The organism is Sphaerospermopsis sp. FACHB-1194, from assembly GCF_014696235.1.
Lineage (GTDB): Bacteria > Cyanobacteriota > Cyanobacteriia > Cyanobacteriales > Nostocaceae > Sphaerospermopsis > Sphaerospermopsis kisseleviana.
On sequence record NZ_JACJPU010000013.1, the window covers coordinates 44,388 to 62,943 of the forward strand.

General features: G+C 37.2%; 19 protein-coding genes. 10 read left to right on the plus strand and 9 right to left on the minus strand.

All coding sequences use genetic code 11. The features are described from left to right. Positions 1-5 precede the first annotated feature (5 nt). The 3 genes from H6F45_RS10105 to H6F45_RS10115 form a co-directional block, all read right to left on the minus strand. Positions 6-2,156: a peptidase domain-containing ABC transporter gene (locus H6F45_RS10105; protein ID WP_190347104.1), complete on the minus strand. Its 2,151-nt coding sequence runs from the start codon at positions 2,154-2,156 to the stop codon at positions 6-8. Positions 2,157-2,362: 206 nt separating this feature from the next. Continuing rightward, positions 2,363-2,677 carry a hypothetical protein gene (locus H6F45_RS10110; RefSeq protein WP_190347105.1) on the minus strand — a complete coding sequence of 105 codons (315 nt, stop codon included), beginning with the start codon at positions 2,675-2,677 and terminating at the stop codon, positions 2,363-2,365. Positions 2,678-3,018: 341 nt separating this feature from the next. Further along, positions 3,019-3,264 (minus strand): CTB family bacteriocin, encoded by a 246-nt coding sequence (locus H6F45_RS10115; RefSeq protein ID WP_190347106.1) that lies wholly within the window; start codon positions 3,262-3,264, stop codon positions 3,019-3,021. A 563-nt stretch (positions 3,265-3,827) separates the two neighbouring features. Between H6F45_RS10115 and H6F45_RS10120 the strand changes: the two genes are divergently transcribed. The 4 genes from H6F45_RS10120 (at position 3,828) to H6F45_RS10135 (ending at position 10,690) form a co-directional block, all read left to right on the plus strand. Further along, a complete protein-coding gene (locus H6F45_RS10120; RefSeq protein ID WP_190347107.1) occupies positions 3,828-7,001 on the plus strand; it encodes a plasmid replication protein, CyRepA1 family in 3,174 nt (1,057 codons plus the stop codon). Positions 7,002-7,238: 237 nt separating this feature from the next. Then, positions 7,239-8,150, plus strand: coding sequence for a tetratricopeptide repeat protein (locus H6F45_RS10125; RefSeq protein WP_190347108.1), 912 nt, complete (start codon positions 7,239-7,241; stop codon positions 8,148-8,150). Between the two features lie 258 nt (positions 8,151-8,408). Continuing rightward, entirely contained in the window at positions 8,409-9,491 is a 1,083-nt protein-coding gene (locus H6F45_RS10130) for a class I fructose-bisphosphate aldolase (protein ID WP_096567025.1), read from the plus strand. A gap of 719 nt (positions 9,492-10,210) precedes the next feature. Next, positions 10,211-10,690 carry a hypothetical protein gene (locus tag H6F45_RS10135; protein WP_190347109.1) on the plus strand — a complete coding sequence of 160 codons (480 nt, stop codon included), beginning with the start codon at positions 10,211-10,213 and terminating at the stop codon, positions 10,688-10,690. A gap of 394 nt (positions 10,691-11,084) precedes the next feature. Here the strand turns inward: H6F45_RS10135 and H6F45_RS10140 are convergent, their stop codons facing one another. Further along, positions 11,085-11,888 carry a hypothetical protein gene (locus H6F45_RS10140; protein WP_137668968.1) on the minus strand — a complete coding sequence of 268 codons (804 nt, stop codon included), beginning with the start codon at positions 11,886-11,888 and terminating at the stop codon, positions 11,085-11,087. A gap of 252 nt (positions 11,889-12,140) precedes the next feature. On the opposite strand from H6F45_RS10140, the gene cobU reads away from it, so the two are divergent. Beyond that, positions 12,141-12,689 carry a bifunctional adenosylcobinamide kinase/adenosylcobinamide-phosphate guanylyltransferase gene (gene cobU / locus H6F45_RS10145; RefSeq protein WP_096567019.1) on the plus strand — a complete coding sequence of 183 codons (549 nt, stop codon included), beginning with the start codon at positions 12,141-12,143 and terminating at the stop codon, positions 12,687-12,689. Positions 12,690-12,745: 56 nt separating this feature from the next. Then, entirely contained in the window at positions 12,746-13,174 is a 429-nt protein-coding gene (locus tag H6F45_RS10150) for a hypothetical protein (protein ID WP_096567017.1), read from the plus strand. Between the two features lie 240 nt (positions 13,175-13,414). Here the strand turns inward: H6F45_RS10150 and H6F45_RS10155 are convergent, their stop codons facing one another. Beyond that, on the minus strand, positions 13,415-13,606 hold the full coding sequence (locus tag H6F45_RS10155; RefSeq protein WP_190347110.1) for a hypothetical protein: 192 nt from the start codon (positions 13,604-13,606) through the stop codon (positions 13,415-13,417). 520 nt (positions 13,607-14,126) lie between these two features. On the opposite strand from H6F45_RS10155, the gene H6F45_RS10160 reads away from it, so the two are divergent. From H6F45_RS10160 to H6F45_RS26505, 4 genes are all read left to right on the plus strand, one after another. Further along, positions 14,127-14,276: a hypothetical protein gene (locus H6F45_RS10160; protein WP_187041506.1), complete on the plus strand. Its 150-nt coding sequence runs from the start codon at positions 14,127-14,129 to the stop codon at positions 14,274-14,276. 227 nt (positions 14,277-14,503) lie between these two features. Next, on the plus strand, positions 14,504-15,424 hold the full coding sequence (locus H6F45_RS10165; protein WP_096567015.1) for a TIGR01777 family oxidoreductase: 921 nt from the start codon (positions 14,504-14,506) through the stop codon (positions 15,422-15,424). A gap of 146 nt (positions 15,425-15,570) precedes the next feature. Further along, on the plus strand, positions 15,571-16,263 hold the full coding sequence (locus H6F45_RS10170; RefSeq protein ID WP_190347111.1) for a DUF433 domain-containing protein: 693 nt from the start codon (positions 15,571-15,573) through the stop codon (positions 16,261-16,263). 240 nt (positions 16,264-16,503) lie between these two features. Next, positions 16,504-16,674, plus strand: coding sequence for a hypothetical protein (locus tag H6F45_RS26505; RefSeq protein WP_242027502.1), 171 nt, complete (start codon positions 16,504-16,506; stop codon positions 16,672-16,674). Between the two features lie 24 nt (positions 16,675-16,698). Here H6F45_RS26505 and H6F45_RS10180 read toward each other — a convergent pair whose 3' ends face one another. From H6F45_RS10180 to H6F45_RS10195, 4 genes are all read right to left on the minus strand, one after another. Next, the gene (locus H6F45_RS10180) at positions 16,699-16,941 is read right to left on the minus strand and encodes a hypothetical protein (protein WP_096567011.1); all 243 of its coding nucleotides are present in this window, start codon (positions 16,939-16,941) and stop codon (positions 16,699-16,701) included. Beyond that, complete coding sequence (locus H6F45_RS10185; protein WP_190347112.1) at positions 16,931-17,272, minus strand: hypothetical protein; 342 nt, start codon at positions 17,270-17,272, stop codon at positions 16,931-16,933. The genes H6F45_RS10180 and H6F45_RS10185 overlap by 11 nt, the downstream gene beginning before the upstream one ends. A 56-nt stretch (positions 17,273-17,328) precedes the next feature. Further along, positions 17,329-17,751 carry a hypothetical protein gene (locus tag H6F45_RS10190; RefSeq protein ID WP_096567009.1) on the minus strand — a complete coding sequence of 141 codons (423 nt, stop codon included), beginning with the start codon at positions 17,749-17,751 and terminating at the stop codon, positions 17,329-17,331. Positions 17,752-17,877: 126 nt separating this feature from the next. Beyond that, on the minus strand, positions 17,878-18,234 hold the full coding sequence (locus H6F45_RS10195) for an iron-sulfur cluster assembly accessory protein (RefSeq protein WP_096567006.1): 357 nt from the start codon (positions 18,232-18,234) through the stop codon (positions 17,878-17,880). Between the last annotated feature and the right edge of the window lie 322 nt (positions 18,235-18,556).

An 18,556-nucleotide genomic window follows, 5' to 3' on the forward strand; every position in this document is an offset into this window, starting at 1 on the left:
TTGAATTAGGGAATTAAAAAATCTAAATGTTCGCCTGTTTTTACCTTTAAATCCTGCAAAGAACCATGTATTTTTAATCTTCCCTGATCTAGTAAAACAACCCAATCAGCACGATTAATTACCTTGGGACGATGACTAATTAAAATTGTTGTTTTACCCTGGCGATGTGCAAATAATTGATCCAAAACTTGCCCTTCACTGACAGGATCAAGTCCACCTGTAGATTCATCTAAAATTAAAATTGGTGGACTTGTGACAATAGCTCTAGCTATGGCTAATCTTTGACGTTGGCCACCGGAAATATTTGCGCCAAATTCACCTAAAATAGTTTGATATTTTTCTGGTAATTTACTGATAAATTCATCAGCACCGGCAATTTGACAAGCTCTGACAATTTGCTCAAATGTCACGTAGGGCGCTCCTAAACGGAAGTTTTCCACAATAGAACGACTCCAAAAATGAGCATCTTGGGGAACAAGTACCACCTGTTGACGGAGACTGTCTAAAGAAAGGTCTTGGAGGTTATAAAGTCCAATGCGGATATTGCCTGACTGGAGAGGATATAAACCAGCAAGTAGTTTAGCAAGGGTACTTTTACCACATCCAGATTTACCAATTAAAGCCACAACTTTACCACCGGGAATGGTTAAGGAAAAATCTTCTAAAAGGTCAATTCTACCTGCATAATGAAAGTTAACATTGGTGCAAATTATGTCAGAATTATCAATAATTTTTGCAAAAAGTTTTTTACCATCTCCTTCATTTTCTGGAGTAGCATCAATAACTTCTGTTAATCTTTTTACAGAAGTTTTCGCACGAGTAAATTCTTCCACAAAACTGATTAAAGTACCAATTAAACCCAAGAAGTTACCATTCATTGAGTTAAATGCAAATAACTTACCGATGCTGAGATTTTCAGCAGGATCAATCACTAAATAACCACCAAACCATAGTAAAATCACGCCACCAATACCAGCTACAAAACCAGAAAAGGTACTATTAATGATACCAATTTGGATAGTGCGATATGTTAAATTAGCCAAACGACCAAAACGACTTTCTAATTCATCCCAAAATTGTGGTGCTGCTGTCGTTGTTTTCAGGGTTAATGCACCTTTAAAGGTTTCCACTAAAACACCTTGATTTTCTGCATCTTGAACTAACAGTTCACGGGTTTTTTGCTGTAAAGTTGGCTGAAAAAGGATTGTAGATAAAGTCATGACCACAGAAATCAATAAAGCTACTGTGGTCAGCTTCCAGCTATAAAAAATCATGAAACCTAAAGAAATTACAGCAATAAAAAATCGGCTGGGTAGACTGACAACTAATTGAGTAACTAATTGATTAATTTGCCGAATATCTTGCAAACGGCTAACTATTTCACCACTACGTCGCGCTTCGTAATAACTCAGAGGTAAACAGAGAATTTGCCGACCAAAATCTAAAACCAATCCTAATTGTAACCGTTGGGCAAAGTGAGCAATTAAGTTAGATTGTACAAATGCCAAACTATTAGAAATAAAATTCATTACTACTACAGAAATTGCTACAGTAGTAAGTAATTTTGTGTCACCTCTGACTAACACATCATCAGTGAGAATTTGCAATAAAAAAGGAGAAGCTAAAGATAGCAAACCCAAGAGTAAATTTAGAGGTAAAGCTTGGACTAAAATGGCGCGATAAATCCAAATTCGTCGGAAGAACCGCCAAAAGCCTCCTGTTTTATCACTTTCTTGTTCAAAAAAGCGGACTGGATCAGGTTCTAGTAACAGAATTAACCAATCTTTCCAACCTTCCATTAAATCTTTTTTAGAAAGATGTCGAACCCCAACTGCGGGATCAGCAATGAGATAATTTTTGCCTTTTTTACCGTATAAAACAACCCAATGATTTCCTTTCCAGTGAATAATTGCTGGTAAGGGTGCTTCATTCATTCTATCTAAAACTTCTGGTGATGTTTTAACTGGATTAGCTTTAAAACCAAGAGTTTCTGCACCTCGTCTTAACCCTAATAATGTAGTTCCATTTTGTCCTGTTCCCACCGCTTCACGAATACGACTGATGGTAAAATTATGACCGTAATATTTGGCAATTGCAGCCAAACAAGCTGCACCACAGTCTTCTGCACTGTGCTGTTTAACAAATTTGAGTTTCATGATAAATGCACCCTAGATAGTTGTAAATATAAATGTAAATATAAATGTAAATATAAGTGTAAATATAAGTGTAAATATAAGTGTAAATATAAGTTGAATTTCTACTCGTCTATTTGTTTCAGTTGTTTATAAAAACCTACTATCAAATAATAGTCAATTTGATTGTTATTTCCTGAGTAAAATCTGGCTTGAGAACCTAAGTCTTTTTAAGAAAATAATCGAAATAATAAACTCAATATTCCATTTAGACTTCTATTCCTTTCTCCACTACTATCATCTATAACAAGTGGAATAAACCAAAGTGTCCTTTCTGTTGATTTATAAAAAGTTGTTTGACTATTATCAAATGTCCCCTCACCATCTGAAAATTCTATTTCGTTATTTGCGTAACTCAGTGTATCTGTTTCCTGATAAAACAACATACCAACTGGTGAGTGAGAACCCCCATGTGCAAGTTCTTGTTCTTGCTCAGATAATTCCTGGAATAGTTCGGATTTCTTGGGGTTGATTTGGTTAGACATCTGGTTATTCTCCTATGGTCGATATATATATAAATAAATAAGGAAATTTTTAGTTGCTGCCAAACTAATAAAATTACCTTATTTCTGGGTTGATGAGTGAGTAATGTGATCTTATGAAAAATTGCTGTAAGATCATATTCATACTGCACAAGTATCTAAGAAAGAGCCAAATATGTAACTTCCATCACTTTGAGATTAAAATGTAATTTTCCTTGACTATTTCGCCGAAAAATTTTCAATTTATCTAAAAGTGATAGAAGAAGATTAGGCAATTAAGTTTGTATATTAGTTAATTGCCTAATTATTGCTTAATTAGAAAAGAGCGAGTGCTGGATTATTGATTATTGACCACCACCACCACCGTTGGGGAGTTCTTGAACGTTTAACTTTTTGGTTGCTATACTATTTGTCTCGTTAGCGCCAAACATCTGACTCACGCTACTACCTGTATCATTGGCTCCTACGTTAGTATCAAACCCAATTGCTTCCAGAGAGAAAGCGGTTTCTATTAAATCATCCAAATTTAAGCGTCCACCAGCTACGATTTCTTGTTGTTCAGCAGATACTGCGGTAAATAAGTTAGCCATGATAGAAATCTCCTTGATCTTGATTTGAGTTATTGTTTGAGTTATCGCTGGGAGTTGATTTGTTTTTGTGTGTTCCTCAACCCCTCGCTTGTTAATACAATATCGAGAACAAACCCTTGAAGTCATGCTCAATTTCTGCAAACTTAATTTCCAAATTTAGAAATCCATATTTCCGAAAAATACACGCGCCAATTACAATTAATTGTGCAAAAATAATCAACATAAAAATTCCCCATCTCAACTTTATTAAATGCTTCACTACCCAGCCAACTCCTAAATACTCTATATATTTAACCAATTCCCGTATCTGAACAGTATATGTTTACTATTTAAAGAAAAATATACTGATAAATAAAAATTAATCATGCACAAATATCACAATACAAAAATATTATTTCTACCATCTCACAAGCAAAATCAGCTATTTCTGTAATCACCGAAGTATTGCCATCAACAAAGTATAAAACTTTTGCCAAAATGGCACAGATTTTTTATCAAAAATCAGCAGATGCGTGTTAAGGTTTTATTTCCTTACCCCATTTCTTCTTTTAGTGCCTCTGCCCATGTTAGATTATTTACACCCCCAGCACCTTGAAGAATTAGTCCAAAATAGCTGTATTGATTTACACTTAACCCGTCTAAATTTTATATCGCTCCAAGGTACGATCGCCTATCAGTACCTACTTATATCGGAACAAATACCACGCACCAATACTGGCATGGTAAAAAGTTCGTGGTTGCAGCATTACAGCCATATTACAGCAGGTGGTTGGTGGTGTTCTGGAAGAGATCCACTGAATAATTGGCATAAGATGGAATGGGGATGTTTTAAACCATCCCAACCCCGACAAAACAAAAAAGGCAAGTCTATTAAATATGAACATCCTCCCAGCACACCAACACGGGTATTTTGTTTGCGGGTGACATTGAAAATTTGGCAGCAAGTTGCCCAGCGTTACAATATGGATATGCCTCCAAATATCACCATTGCTGATGATGGTGAAGCGGAAGGTTTTTGGCAATGGGTGATGGAATGTAATATCTCCATAATTATTTGTGAAGGTGCGAAAAAAGCCGCAGCTTTATTAACACAAGGCTATGTTGCTATTGCTATTCCTGGTATTACTAGCGGTTATCGCGTTGTTAAAGATAACTTAGGTCAAGTTACCCGTCGTCAACTCATACCTGACTTAGCAATTTTCGCCACCAAACAACGCAATTTTTATATATGTTTTGATTTTGAAACTCAAACAAATAAAATCGCCGCTGTCAATAATGCTATTTCCCAACTCGGTTGTTTATTTCAACAACAAAATTGTCCGGTGAAAGTTGTGGAACTCCCAGGAACGGAAAAAGGCGTTGATGAATTTATTGCTGCTAAAGGTGCAGCTAATTTTGATAAAGTTTATCGTCAAAGTGTAGATTTAGAAATTTATCTAGCTCAAACTAAACCTCACACCGAGTTAACAATTTCTTCTGCACTGAATGTTAACCTGGCTTATTTAGGAGAAATACCTTTTCCCTCTTGTGGTTTAGTAGGAGTAAAATCCGCTAAAGGAACTGGAAAAACTACCGGACTGGAAGCTATTGTTAATCAAGCCAAAAGTCGTAATCAACCCGTTTTATTAATTACTCATCGCATTCTTTTAGGAAAATTTTTATGTGAAAAAATAGGCATTAAATGGGGAATTAACCATGAATCTTGGAGTATAGAAGAACATCCCCAACTACCAATTACCAAATCTTTTGGTTTATGCGTTGATTCCCTTTGGAAATTGCATCCTCAAGATTGGCAAGGGGCTATAGTCATATTAGACGAAGTTGAGCAATCTTTATGGCATTTACTAAATAGTAATACTTGTAAAAATAAACGAGTGAAAATTCTGGGAGTCTTCCAACAATTAATTGCTACAGTTATAAAAAGTGGAGGTTTAATAATTGCCCAAGATGCTGATTTATCAGATGTTTCTCTAGAATATTTACAAGGTTTAGCAGGAACTAAAATTACTCCTTGGGTAGTTGTCAATAAATGGAAACCCCAAAAAGGTTGGGATGTAACTTTTTATGATTCACCTAACCCAACTCCATTAATTCATCAATTAGAATTAGATTTAATTGCCGGACGTAAATGTTATGTAACTACGGATAGTCGCACGGGGCGTTATAGTTGTGAAACCATTGAAGGTTATCTTAAAGAACGTTTGCAGAAGTTGAGAAAGCAATTTCCTGATACTTTGGTGGTTAGCAGTCAAACGACTAATACTCCTGGCCATGCAGCATCTGATTTCATAGCTGCTATTAATCAAAAAATTACTGATTATGATACGGTTTTTGTTACTCCTAGTTTGGGAACAGGAATTAGTATTGATGTCCAACATTTTGACCGAGTTTATGGTATTTTTCAAGGGGTAATTCCTGACGCGGAAGCACGTCAAGCATTAGCAAGAGTCCGTGATGATGTTCCCCGTGTTGTCTGGTGTGCTAAACGCGGTATCGGTTTAATTGGTAGTGGTAGTACCAATTATCAATTACTATCTCATTGGTATCAAGAAAACCAAAAAGAAAATCTCGCTTTACTCAGTCCTTTACATAAAATAGATGTAGATTTACCAGCAGTTTATGATCCAATTCATTTAAGAACTTGGGCAAAATTATCTGCTAGGGTAAATGCTTCTATTCGTCTTTATCGTCAATCTTTACAAGATGGATTAATAGCTGACGGACATAAAATTATTATGCGGAGTAATGCTGTACAAAATAATATTCTGCGGGATTTACGTTTGGCTTTTTTTGCCACTGATGCCAGGGATGTAGAAACTCGTAAAAGATTAATCATGGAAATTTTTAAAGTCCAAAAAGATTGGGCGCAAAGTCGTCAAAAAGCTAAAGATATTAAACGTAAAATTAAGGAAATTAAACAAGAAAATCAATTAATAGCTGCCAATGCTGTGGCTAATGCTAAGGAAATTGATTATGTTGAATATGAACAGTTATTAGCTAGACATTCTCTCAGTGACGAAGAACGTAATCAAATTAATAAATATATTCTCAGAGATAGGTATGGTGTGGAAGTAACTCCTTGGTTAAAATTGCAGGATGATAAAGGATATTATGGACAGTTGTTAATTCATTATTATCTCACTCATGAAAGTGAATATTTTCATGGTAGAGATCAGGAAGAGTGGCAAAAACAATTATCTTGGGGTGAGGGTAAGGTTTTCTTACCTGATATCAAGACTTATACTCTCAAAGTTGAAGCACTGCGAGCATTAGGTATGTTACAATTCCTGGAATCAGGAAGAGTATTTAGTGAAAATGATAGTGATATTATTTGGTTAAAAAATGTTGCTATTCACAGTAGTAAACATATTAAACGAGCTTTGGGTATTGATGTAGTGAAAGAAAAAAAATCTGTTTCAGGAATTACGATACTTAATCGACTTTTAAGTTTATTGGGTTTGAAGTTGCAACAGGTAAATAATGTTGATAAAGGGGTTGATAAAGTTTATAAAGTTTATAAACTTTATAAACTTTATAAAATTGATATAGCAACTCTTAATGATGGGAGAGATAAAATCTTTGCAGTTTGGCAGCAACGTGATGAGTTGAGGTTGCATCATTTACATGGTGTGAATATACATGGTGTGAATATACATGGTGTGAATATACATGGTGTGAATACGGAAATTAGAGATTATTCTTTAAGTTCTCAGTTTATGGTACAGGAAGTAATGTAATTTATATGTAAGGAGTCAGGAGTCGTAGGGGCGAAGCATTCGGAAAATAACCTTTTCATAAAATTGATAATTTATCGCCCGAATGCTTCGCCCTTACAGGAAAATAGCCTTTTCATAAAATTGTCAAACAACCTCTCAAGAATAACTCGAAAACTCTCATTTATTCTGTATCCTGTATTCTGTATCCTGAATCCTGACACTTGTATTTTTAGAGAAAGTTAAAGATAGAAAAATTACATGAATGCTGAAGAGTTGATTAAACAGGGAGTAAAGAAGAATTTACAAGGTGATTATGAAGGTGCGATCGCATTGTTTAATCACGCATTACAGTTAAATCCCAATTTAGCTGAAGCTTATCATAACCGTGGTCATGCCTATTTACAACTAGAGACATTTGAACAAGCGATCGCAGATTATCAACAAGTCCTCAACATCATCCAAAATTCTTTCCCCTTACCGCAAAATATTCCTCAAAATATTCAAAATATTATTCAAAACATCAATTTTGACATAGCTAAAGCATTTCATAACCAAGGTTTAGCTCGTTTTAGAAACGGAGATGATCAAGCTGCCATTGCAGATATCAACCAGGCTTTACAATACTCTCCTGATTTTGTTGCCGCTTACAGTAATCGTGGTAATATTCTGCATATTCTTGGTAATTACAAAGAAGCAATTGCTGATTATAACCAAGCAATAAAGTTAAATCCCAACATAGCAGCAGCTTATCATAACCGTGGAAATAGTCGCTATGCTCTTCAAGACTATCAAGGTGCAATCACAGATTATCATCAAGCATTAGAAATTAATTCCAACTTTGCCGAAGCTTATTATAATCGTGGTTTAGTAATGTCTCACCTGGAAGACTATGAACAAGCCATATCTGATTTTAATCAAGCAATAAAACTCCATCCTGATGATGATCAAGCCTATTATCAACGAGGTTTAGTTTATAGCAATTTAGGAAACTATGAAAAAGCAATTGCAGATTATAATCTGGCATTGCAAATTAACCCTATCCTCTCCATAGTTTATGGCTTGCGGGCTAATGCACGTTACCATTTAGGAGACTATGAAGGAGCAATTGCCGACAGCAACATACTACTACAACTTAACCCTCAACTAGCAGAAAAAATTAGTAATGGGTAATTGATGATTGGTGATTCAATATAAAAGTTTTGGACATATTTGCTTTTCCCTATTCCCTATTCCCTATTCCCTATTCCCTATTCCCTGCCCCAACAGATATCGTAAGTGTTACACCGGACATGATATAATTTTTCAACTCTTTCTATTTATATATGTCTTGGGAAAGTAGACAAAATCATCATTTAAAAGCCCTAAATAGTAATAGTGTTTAACCAAAAACCTTTCTAACTTTTCTGGTTGTGTACGTGAGAAAAAAATATGACTACAACCTTATTACAACCCAATTCCTTGGAATCATTACTAGGTAAAGAAGCAGAGGATTTGCTAACATATAAAGCCAAGGTTTCTTCAGATTTGCTGCATTTACCAGGAGCAGATTTTATAGATCGAGTTTGGATCAATAGCGATCGCTCTCCCCGTGTGGTAAGAAATTTACAACAAATCTATTCTACCGGACGTTTAGCAAATACTGGCTATCTTTCTATCCTCCCTGTGGACCAAGGTATTGAACACTCAGCGGGGTCTGCTTTTGCACCTAATCCAATTTATTTTGATCCCGAAAATATTGTGAAATTAGCAATAGAAGCAGGTTGTAATGCTGTGGCTACAACTTTAGGTGTATTAGGCAGTGTGTCCCGCAAATATGCCCATAAAATTCCCTTTATTGCCAAAATAAATCATAATCAATTGTTGACTTATCCTAATCAATTTGACCAAATTATGTTTGCAGACGTTTGGCAAGCTTGGCATTTGGGAGCAACCGCAGTCGGGGCAACAATTTATTTTGGTTCACCAGAGTCTGATAGACAAATTCAAGAAGTAAGTCAAGCTTTTAAACACGCCCATGAATTGGGTATGGCAACTGTGCTTTGGTGTTATTTGCGAAATAGCAATTTTCAACAAGATCAAGATTATCACTTAGCTGCTGATTTAACTGGACAAGCGAATCATTTGGGTGTCACCATTGAAGCGGATATCATTAAACAAAAATTACCAGAATGCAATCATGGTTATGAAGCAATTGCTAAAGCTACAGGTAAAAGTTACGGTAAAACTGATGAGCGAGTTTACACAGAATTAACCACAAAACACCCCATAGATTTAACTCGTTATCAAGTATTAAATTGTTATGCTGGCAGGGTAGGATTAATTAATTCTGGAGGTACTTCTGGTAAAAATGATTTTGCTGAAGCGGTACGAACTGCTGTAATTAATAAACGTGCTGGTGGTACAGGATTAATTTCTGGCAGAAAGACTTTTCAGCGTCCGTTTGAGGAAGGGGTGCGCTTGTTTCACGCTATTCAAGATGTTTATTTATCACATCAGGTAACTATAGCTTGATTTTGCAGCTTGATTTTGTTTTGTTGCAAATACCTGATGTATGAAATGATTTTTTGATACCGCAGCATGGTGTAAGCCATCAAAGTCTCATCATGGGGATAGGAAACCTGTAGGGGTTTAGCATTGCTAAACTCCTGCTGTATTTAGGGTTTGCTGAAAAAGTCCCTTCGTTGAGGCAGGGAATAGGGAATAGGGAATAGGGAATAGGGAATAGGGAATAGGGAATAGTTTGAGCTATCTGTTATCCCCAGATTTTCTAATTTATCAGACCCAAAATGCACAGTTTTTAAGGTGTACCCTTCAAAAATCTTGCACTTTCTTTCCTCCTGATCAGCCTCAAACCTTTGATTTACGAGTATTTTGGGTTTATTCAGCAAGCCCTATTTAGGGGTTGCTGAGAAAGTCTTTCCGTGAGGGCATAGGAGTCAGGAGTCAGGAGTCAGGAGTCAGGAGTCAGGAGAAGATTTGAAAATTTCTTTGCCATCTCTTGAAATCCCAAAAAATGCACACTTTTTCCGGTATACCCTTCAAAACCCTTGCACTAATTTCTGTGTTTATCAGCCTCTAACCTTTGATATATCAAGGTTTTAGGTTTATTCAGCAAGCCCTATTTACATTACTTTTTATATACATTTAACCAACCCCAAGTAAGACGTTAGTTAAAGGAGATTTTTTTAAGATTTAGGCATTTGTAAAATATTCAAAAGGACATTTTTCTCATGTGGGAAATAAAGAGATTATTTAATCAAATTCACCGCCAACTTGCTATATTGATGTTAGCTGGTTTAATCTGGTTAATTGGCTTACCTATGCTTTCGGCTCAGGCTGCTGGTTATTATTCCCTGAAAAACCAAAAGCCAGAAATAACTCGACCATATTATTCTAATAAAGCTGGGAAATTAGTGAGAACTGATGTTGTTAGACCTTTTTACTCAACTAAAGAAAGGGGGAAAGCCAAGGTATATACAACACCAGAAATAGGTGATGATTATATCGAAAGTGGCAAGCGTGCAGGTGAAGTAATTCCTAAAGATTTGGGAACTGGAAGTAGACAAAAAAATCCGATCAAGATGCTCAAACGTGCAGGGGAAGAGTTGGGTAATGAACCCCTAAAACGAACTTTTGGCGCACAGGATTATGAAAAGAGTGAAATTGAACAGGAGTTAATCAGAAATAAAGCTGCAAGAGGAGATTATTAAGTAGGGGTTGCTGAGAAAGTCTTTCCGTGAGGGCATAGGAGTCAGGAGTCAGGAGTCAGGAGTCAGGAGTCAGGAGTCAGGAGTCAGGAGGAGATTTGAAAATTTCTTTGCCATCTCTTGAAATCCCCAAAAATGCACACTTTTTCCGGTATACCCTTCAAAACCCTTGCACTAATTTCTGTGTTTATCAGCCTCTAACCTTTGATATATCAAGGTTTTAGGTTTATTCAGCAAACCCTAAGTAAAAATTGACAATTGACCATTGACAATTGTTTCATTTAAGGTTTAAAACCTCCCCTTTCCAGGGAAAAAAGCAAAAAATTCCGCAGAATAGGCTGCTTGCCTTCAGCCTTCAGCCTGATCATAACGACAATTTTTAACGCTTACCTACTTATCACTGTTGAATATGGCTGTGTAAAGCCACAAGAGTTTCCGCTAATTGGTTTAAACGAGTTTCCAGAGATTGTTTACGTCCAAAAAGCTGACGTAATTTTTGGTAACGGGCAATAGCCATGCTAACTTGAGGAACTTGATCAACTGGACATTGACGCGACCAGGCTTTACCAGTAGCATCAATTCCACAAAGGCGGTAGCCAGTACGGGATGATTGATAAGAAGCATTCTCTTTTGACTCGCAAATCTCTTGCACATAATCCATTAGTCGTTCAACTTCCCCATGACGCAGGGTTGCAGTTCCCCCTGGTTCTGGTTCTTGGGGATTCGACTCTAACCAGCCATTAATCACTGGACCTTCTAAATAAATATCCTGAATTTGCTGGAGAATTGATTGTAATTCTGTTTGCCATCCTGCTACAATCTCTTGAATCTCTTGTAAAAGATTCATCGCTAATGCTGGATTTGCACCGTGACGATGGTTACTAAAGCTCGGTGTTTTAAACTTGGGTAAGCTAGGTGTTTTGACTTCAGTTTCTTGGGCTGGGAAAGTTTGTACGGAATTATGTTTAGAAAATAAATGTGGCTGTGATTGGGGATTGGTTTCTTTATTGGTATTTATATCAACTGTGTTAATGTCTTGATTGGCTGAATTTTCTTTAACTTCTTGGCTTTTTTTAGCTCCGATGCTAATTCTAAAGGAGAATGGGCGTTTTGTCCCATCACTGGTTTCTGGTGGTAAGTCGGTACTACGTATCCCTAAATCATGTAAAGTTGCCTCAATGCGTTTTAAACCTGGTTTCATAAACAGATCCTAAAGCTTCTTGTGCTGCCGATACTTTTTAACTATTATCATATCTTGCACCATCATCTTATTGTGAAAATCTAAGTCTACAACCCTGATTATTGCGTAGGGTGGGCAATGCCCACTGCACTTTTATTGAGAAGGTGCAAGATGTGAGTCTTGGAAGTTTGTCAAGAGTGCAAATTTATCTGGTTTTCTTGTGCAAAGGGTTGGTAGGCGTTGTATTTTTATTGGCAATTAATATAATTAATTATGAGTAGAGTTATTTTAGTAACAGGTCCAGCACGTTCAGGAAAAAGTGAATGGGCAGAAAATTTAGCAATTCAGTCCGGGAAACAGGTTATTTATATAGCAACAGCAATGGAAAATCCCCAGGATCAAGAGTGGCAAGAACGCATTGAAAAACACAAACAACGTCGTCTACAAGATTGGGTAACTCTGTGTGTACCTGTGGAACTGGCGGACACTCTCAGTAATGCCAAATCTGATACCTGTATTTTGATTGATTCTTTGGGAACTTGGGTAGCTAATTTTTTGGAAGAGGATGATTTAAGCTGGGAAAAAACCTTAGCAGAATTGTTAGAAGTAGTACGTTTAATTGATGCTGATTTGCTGTTTGTTGCTGAAGAAACTGGTTGGGGTGTAGTTCCAGCTTATCCTATAGGTCGAAAATTTCGCGATCGCTTAGGTAGTTTAGTCCGTCAGTTAGGTGCAATATGTGAATCGGTTTACTTAGTAACTGGTGGTCATGTTCTTAATCTCAGTGTTCTTGGGTTTCCCTTACCACCAAGCAAATCTTAATGCAAAATTAAGGATTAATGGACTCAGATTCCCTCATTTAAATCTACAATTAATATATGGCAAACAAACAAAACGTAAAAAAATATCTTGCTCACTGGTTTCAATTAGGGAAGAAAGTGATAGTCGGTCATAGTAATCAAAGTTTCTTGCCTAACCCAGTGCTAAAGGGCAATAACTATAGTCCAGAGTTTGAAGAGTGTTGGCAACAAATTCTTGCCTTAGAAACCCGTGATTGTTATTTAGAAGATACTCAAGAAAACATAGCCGAACTGCTAACCCCAACTTGGGAAGTCCTGCCTTGTGGGCGCTGCGCGATGCCAGTACCTGTTAAAACTATGGGAATGCCATCAATATTGTGTCCTTGTTATTATTTGCCTACTTGGCCTAATAATGAACTACCACCGCCAAGATGTCCAGTTAATACTCAAGAACAATTGATAGAAATTCGCGATCGCTTGCTGGAAAATGTGCCTTCATCAATTTAACAATTTGTTCACAAAATAAGTTGTTAAATTATTTTTTGAAATTATTTTTGATTTTCACTCATAATTGCAGAGATCCCGACTTCTTTAAAAAGTCCGGGATCTTTTTGTTTACTTGCTTTCTTCCAAAATCAAAATCGAATCCGCACTGCGTCCAAACTCTTCTGGTGTATATTGCATATACAGGACAAAGAAATGTTTCCAGAGTCACAGAAAGAACTAAGTAGGGTTTGCTGAATAAACCTAAAACCCAGATATATCAAAGGTTACACGCTGATAAAGAGGAAAAAAGTGCAAGGGTTTTGAAGGGTATACCTGAAAAAGTGTGCATTTTTTGGAATTTCGAGAGATAGCAAAGAAATTTTCAAATCTCCTCCTGACTCCTGACTCCTGACTCCTGACTCCTATGCCCTCACGGAAAGACTTTCTCAGCAACCCCTACTTACGAAAATTCTACTGATTTCCATTTATCGTCTGTGTATGATGAATGGTTAGCAAAACAGCCAACATCAAATTTTGTATCTGATCAGTTAAGAATTTTATCGCCTAGTGATGGAAATTTATTTCTGATCTATCCTAGTGCAGAAACACAAAAAAAATTAGCATTTAAAGTTACAATAAATTCTCATCAGCCTGTAGAGTCGTAGCTGAATAGGCAAAGGTTATCTTCACCATCAAACACAAAATCAAATAATGAGATATTTTGGCATTTACGCCCTGGTAATTGTAGACTGTAAGCTAGAATTAGTAAGCTTTATAGCTAAATAAATTTTCAAGTTATAGTGGGAGATAAAAACCCTATAAGACCAGGTTTTTCTGTAATTAAACCCACCGTTTCTCATGTTTATTATCATTAAACAATTTTGCCAAAAAATAAAATCTTTCTTCCGGAATGTGTCTAAAAAAAAGTGATGTTATAAATTAGGACTGAAGTTTTTATCCAAGGTATCGAACAATGACAAACGCACTAGAAAACAAATCTGCTAAAAAGGCAAAACAGTCTTTTATTCGTGTTGATATTGGCGTTCCTAAAGTGCCAGTCCGTAAAAACAACACCAAAAAGCAGCAACGTGAATTACTTAGTGACTGGGAACACGCTAGTTAATACGATTTTGGATTTTGGATTTTGGATTTTGGATTTTGGATTTTAGATTGTTTAAGGCTTACTAGATAAGCTTTTCGTCTGTCGCCATCATTTTTTCACCTGGTATAATTTGCAAAATACAGGTGACAGCAAAGAAATTAACTTAACAACAAGACAGTACAGGCTGAAAAATTGTTAAATTAAGTTAACAGTGAAGACTGTACAATGTGCTTGAGTTTAGGTTAACAATGAAAGTAGCGATCACGGGAGCAACTGGTTTTGTCGGTAGTCGTCTAGTTAAACGGCTGCAAGAAGAAGGTAATAGAGTATTGGTGTTAAGTCGAAATACCAATTCTGCCCACAAGGTTTTTCCCTCTCAGGCTTTCCCAAATGTAGAAATTAGGGCTTATACACCAGGTGTATCGGGCGCTTGGCAAGATGCTGTTGCTGGTTGTGATGGTGTGGTAAATTTGGCGGGAGAACCCATCGCTGAGGAACGTTGGACACCAGAACGTAAGCAAGCTATTCTCAACAGCCGCAAACTCGGTACACAAAAAGTTGTGGAAGCTATAGCTACGGCTAACCCTAAACCATCGGTATTGGTAAACGCTTCAGCTATTGGTTATTATGGAACTAGCGAAACAGCTACTTTTGAAGAAAATAGCCCTTCAGGTCAAGATTTTTTAGCTCAAGTTTGTCAAGAATGGGAAGCGGAAGCGCAGAAGGCAACAAATGCCGGTGTGCGCTTGGTAATTTTGCGCTTTGGCATTGTTTTAGGTCATGGCGGCGCTTTGGGTAAAATGATTACTCCCTTCAAACTTTTTGCAGGTGGTCCCATTGGTAGCGGTCGTCAGTGGTTTTCGTGGATTCACATAGACGATATTGTGAACTTAATTATCCAAGCTTTAACCCAGCCCAAAATGCAAGGTGTATACAATGCCACTGCTCCCAATCCTGTGCGGATGAGCGAGTTAAGTAATACAATGGGACAGGTGATGAATCGCCCTTCTTGGTTGCCTGTTCCTGGTTTTGCTTTGGACGCATTATTGGGAGATGGGGCAATTGTAGTTTTAGAGGGGCAAAAGGTTTTACCTCAACGCACTCAAGCGTCAGGTTTTAATTATCAGTATCCAAATTTGCAATCAGCATTGATGCAAATTTTGAAATAATTGGTGATGGGTGATGAGTAATGGGTAATGGGTAATTGGGAAACTTCCTTCTATCCCCTATTCCCCATTTCCAGCCCCAACAGATATAATCAATATCTCAAACATGATATAAACAATAAACAAGAACATCTCTGGTAGGTAAATTTATGAACAACCTTTATGGAGAAGTTGATCCTAGAGATATTCCTGCCTATTCTATTAGCGATGCTGCTAAATACCTACGTATACCAGCAGGTACTATTCGATCTTGGATAGCAACAATATCAAATGGTTCTCAATTCTCCAAACCACTAATTTTAACTCAAGATATTAAACCAAAACTCCTTTCATTTATCAACCTCGTTGAAATTCATGTTCTTAGAGCTATTCGTAAACACCACCAAATGCAACGCGATAAGGTAAGAATTGCTCTTGATGAAATTGAGGATCAGTTTCAATTATCACACCCGTTAGCTCATAAAAAATTCCAATCTCATGGAGTTGACTTATTCATAGAAAAATATAGTTCTCTGATTAATAATGCCTCAGAATACTGGCGAACAGACTTGAAAAATACTTTTAATACTCATTTTCAGCGCATTGAGTTTGACAAGAATGGACTTGCTATTAAACTTTTTCCATTTACTTGTTCTCAAGAACAAGATAACCCACGCATTGTTGTAATTGATCCCAGAATTGCTTTTGGTCGTCTTGTAATTGCTGACACAGGAATACCTACTACGGTTTTAGCTGAACGATTAAAGGCTGGTGAATCAATTGAGGATCTTGCTTTTGATTATAAGTGCGATCGCCTGAAAATTGAAGAAGCTATTCGCTGTGAATTACCTGTTGTTGCATGACCACACCTAAGTCAATTACCTTTTTTATTGATAGATGTTTAGGTACAGGAACTGTACCCGAAAAACTTCGCAACTTGGGTTATTTTAGTAAAAATTCACGACGAACATTTTGGTCAAGGAACTCAAGATGTAGACTGGCTACCAGAGATAGGTAAAAAAGGTTGGGTTGTTTTAACTAAAGATGATAGAATCAGTAGAAACAAGTTAGAAAGAATTGCTGTTGCTCGCGCTCAAATAAAAATGTTTATTTTGACTTCCCAAGGTTTAAAAGGCGAAGAAATGGCAGAAATTTTTATTAAAGCAATTGACAAAATGGAAAAGTTTGTTCTCAAGCATCCTGCTCCATTTATTGCAAAAGTTTCTCGTGAAGGTAAAATTAATCCTTGGAAAAACAGTCAGATGTTATTATAAGAAATAGAGCAGTTTTTATCCTAACTAATTTTTCCCAAATTTCTTAGCAACCCAACTACTAATACCACTAATTAACGCCCCTCCCATTAAAAGACCAATGGCTGGGTTAAATAACGGTTGCCAAAGTTTATGCCATAAATCTAAACCTAAGTTGATGCCTGAAGCATCGCCAACAACAGCGACAGCAAACCAACCAAATCCTAAAATTACTAGGAAAAAATCAGCGACTAATATTGTATTTACCCAATTTAATATTTTATCTTTCATAATTAAAGGGAACAGGGAACAGGGAACAGGTGACTGGGGACTGGTGACTGGTGACTGGGGACTGGTGACTGGGGACTGGGGACTGGGGACTGGGGACTGGTGACTGGTGACTGGGGACTGGTGACTGGGGACTGGTGACTGGGGACTGGTGACTGGGGACTGGGGACTGGGGACTGGGGACTGGGGACTGGTGACTGGTGACTGGTGACTGGGGACTGGTGACTGGGGACTGGTGACTGGGGACTGGTGACTGGGGACTGGGGACTGGGGACTGGTGACTGGGGACTGGTGACTGGGGACTGGGGATAGTAAGAGATTTACCAATTACCAATTACCAATTACCAATTACCAATTACCAATTACCAATTACCAATTACCAGTCACCAATTATTCTTCAAACAGCCATGTTTTGACTTTAGCCAAACTTTGCCAATCGAGTTTTCTAGTTAAACCGTCTTCAATGCTGTTTTTTACTTCTTCTTCCCATTCTTGATTGACAAAAATCAATTGTTTTGCTATGTCGATATGTTCTCGTAAACCTTTCTGACCGGTTTCTAACATGGCTACAGCGAGATTAATTCGACCTTGTGGATCTTGGGGATTAATTTTTACGGCTTTGCTGGCAGCTTTATAGGCTAACTGTGCTTTACCTTCTAGAAGATATAACCAAGATAAGCAAATCCAAGCTGAACTAGCTCTAGGAGAGCGATCGCATACTTCTTTAAATACAGGAATAAGATTTGCGGCTGATTCACCGTCTTTGTAGCGTTGTAAACCTGTATCAAATAATTCTTCAACTGTAATAGTCATTTGTTATTTGTCGTTAGTCATTAGTTATTTGTCATTGGGCATTGGGCATGGGGCATGGGGGATGGGGCATTGGTTTATTAATCTTTCCCAATCCCCAATCACCAATCACCAGTCACCAGTCCCCTATTATACCCCAAAGGATTTACCACAACCGCAGGTTTGAGAAGCGTTGGGGTTGGTGAACTGAAAACCACCACCAATCATGGCATCACTGTAATCAAGCATCAAACCATAGAGATATAATAAACTCTTGCGATCGCAAACAATTTTAAAGCCGTCATAATCAAAAACTTCATCCTGGGGAGTGATCTTGCTGATATCTTCAAAATCCATCATGTAAGACATCCCAGAACAACCACCTTGACGAACTCCAACCCGTAAACATAAATCTTGACCTTGTTTAGCTTGGAGAGATTTTACTTGCCGCAATGCTGCTTCACTTAGCATAATGCCGCGTTCTTGAGTTTGGGTTGCTTGTGTCATCTGCTGTTTACACTCCTTAATTAGTCTAAATATTAACTGGTATATGCCGTTGATAGCCTGGATGCTGATTTTTTGATTTTTGTTCTATTTTAGCGGCATTGGTGAGGTGAAAACGTTAAATTCTCAATACTTTGTCAACAGCAGCCAAGGAATTTTATTCTAAAATTGAGAGGTTTGGTGTATTTAGAGATGGGGTATTTTCTGAGTTTCAGCCACAAGCAGTCTGAGCAGCAACCACTCTTCAGGTACAGTAGGGTTATTAACAGAAAACTTGAGCCGAATTTTAGCCATTCCCCACATTTGACTTCCAAATAGCTTTTTT

Excerpts from the sequence above, each read along its gene's own strand:
- H6F45_RS10165 (WP_096567015.1), top strand. The coding sequence starts at position 14,504 with ATGAAAGTAGCGATCACGGGAGCAACTGGTTTTGTCGGTAGTCGTCTA.
- H6F45_RS10140 (WP_137668968.1), bottom strand. The coding sequence starts at position 11,888 with ATGAAACCAGGTTTAAAACGCATTGAGGCAACTTTACATGATTTAGGG.
- cobU (WP_096567019.1), top strand. The coding sequence starts at position 12,141 with ATGAGTAGAGTTATTTTAGTAACAGGTCCAGCACGTTCAGGAAAAAGT.
- H6F45_RS10125 (WP_190347108.1), top strand. The coding sequence starts at position 7,239 with ATGAATGCTGAAGAGTTGATTAAACAGGGAGTAAAGAAGAATTTACAA.
- H6F45_RS10115 (WP_190347106.1), bottom strand. The coding sequence starts at position 3,264 with ATGGCTAACTTATTTACCGCAGTATCTGCTGAACAACAAGAAATCGTA.
- H6F45_RS10170 (WP_190347111.1), top strand. The coding sequence starts at position 15,571 with ATGAACAACCTTTATGGAGAAGTTGATCCTAGAGATATTCCTGCCTAT.
- H6F45_RS10195 (WP_096567006.1), bottom strand. The coding sequence starts at position 18,234 with ATGACACAAGCAACCCAAACTCAAGAACGCGGCATTATGCTAAGTGAA.
- H6F45_RS26505 (WP_242027502.1), top strand. The coding sequence starts at position 16,504 with ATGTTTATTTTGACTTCCCAAGGTTTAAAAGGCGAAGAAATGGCAGAA.
- H6F45_RS10120 (WP_190347107.1), top strand. The coding sequence starts at position 3,828 with ATGTTAGATTATTTACACCCCCAGCACCTTGAAGAATTAGTCCAAAAT.
- H6F45_RS10130 (WP_096567025.1), top strand. The coding sequence starts at position 8,409 with ATGACTACAACCTTATTACAACCCAATTCCTTGGAATCATTACTAGGT.
- H6F45_RS10105 (WP_190347104.1), bottom strand. The coding sequence starts at position 2,156 with ATGAAACTCAAATTTGTTAAACAGCACAGTGCAGAAGACTGTGGTGCA.
- H6F45_RS10135 (WP_190347109.1), top strand. The coding sequence starts at position 10,211 with ATGTGGGAAATAAAGAGATTATTTAATCAAATTCACCGCCAACTTGCT.
- H6F45_RS10180 (WP_096567011.1), bottom strand. The coding sequence starts at position 16,941 with ATGAAAGATAAAATATTAAATTGGGTAAATACAATATTAGTCGCTGAT.
- H6F45_RS10150 (WP_096567017.1), top strand. The coding sequence starts at position 12,746 with ATGGCAAACAAACAAAACGTAAAAAAATATCTTGCTCACTGGTTTCAA.
- H6F45_RS10190 (WP_096567009.1), bottom strand. The coding sequence starts at position 17,751 with ATGACTATTACAGTTGAAGAATTATTTGATACAGGTTTACAACGCTAC.
- H6F45_RS10110 (WP_190347105.1), bottom strand. The coding sequence starts at position 2,677 with ATGTCTAACCAAATCAACCCCAAGAAATCCGAACTATTCCAGGAATTA.
- H6F45_RS10160 (WP_187041506.1), top strand. The coding sequence starts at position 14,127 with ATGACAAACGCACTAGAAAACAAATCTGCTAAAAAGGCAAAACAGTCT.